The 341-nt window shown below is 76.0% G+C and carries 1 pseudogene; it reads right to left on the bottom strand.

Annotated elements, in window-relative coordinates:
* Positions 1 to 312 (bottom strand): annotated as a pseudogene (locus D9V41_RS17035) (hypothetical protein); the annotation flags it as partial.
* Between the last annotated feature and the right edge of the window lie 29 nt (positions 313 to 341).

Below are 341 nucleotides of genomic sequence, written 5' to 3'. Positions count from 1 at the left end.
CCGTTCGGCCTGCGCGAGCGCGGCACCGATCGCCGACGCGGGGACGCCGTCGATTCCGGCAAGACCGCGGTTGGCGAGGACGAGGCGCGCGGCCGACGCCGGGCGGGCCACGAGGTCCAGGTCGCGCACCGGGTTGGAGGAGCCGACGTACAGCAGCCCGTCCTCGCCGACGGCGTCCCACACGGCGCGCGCGACCTCGAACACCGGCGCGGCCGGCAACGCCGCCACCACGCGCTCGTCGGCCTCCTGCCATGCCGCGAGCCAGGCCTCGTCTCCTGCTGCCTCGGGCTCGACGCCCTCGGCGAAACGCACGTTCGCAGTGGCGGGACCGGGAAAGGTCG

It is taken from the genome of Aeromicrobium phragmitis (genome assembly GCF_003674095.1).
In the GTDB taxonomy this organism is placed as follows: domain Bacteria; phylum Actinomycetota; class Actinomycetes; order Propionibacteriales; family Nocardioidaceae; genus Aeromicrobium; species Aeromicrobium phragmitis.
Note: the sequence above shows the minus strand (reverse complement) of the source record. Positions and strands in the feature narration are given on the sequence as shown.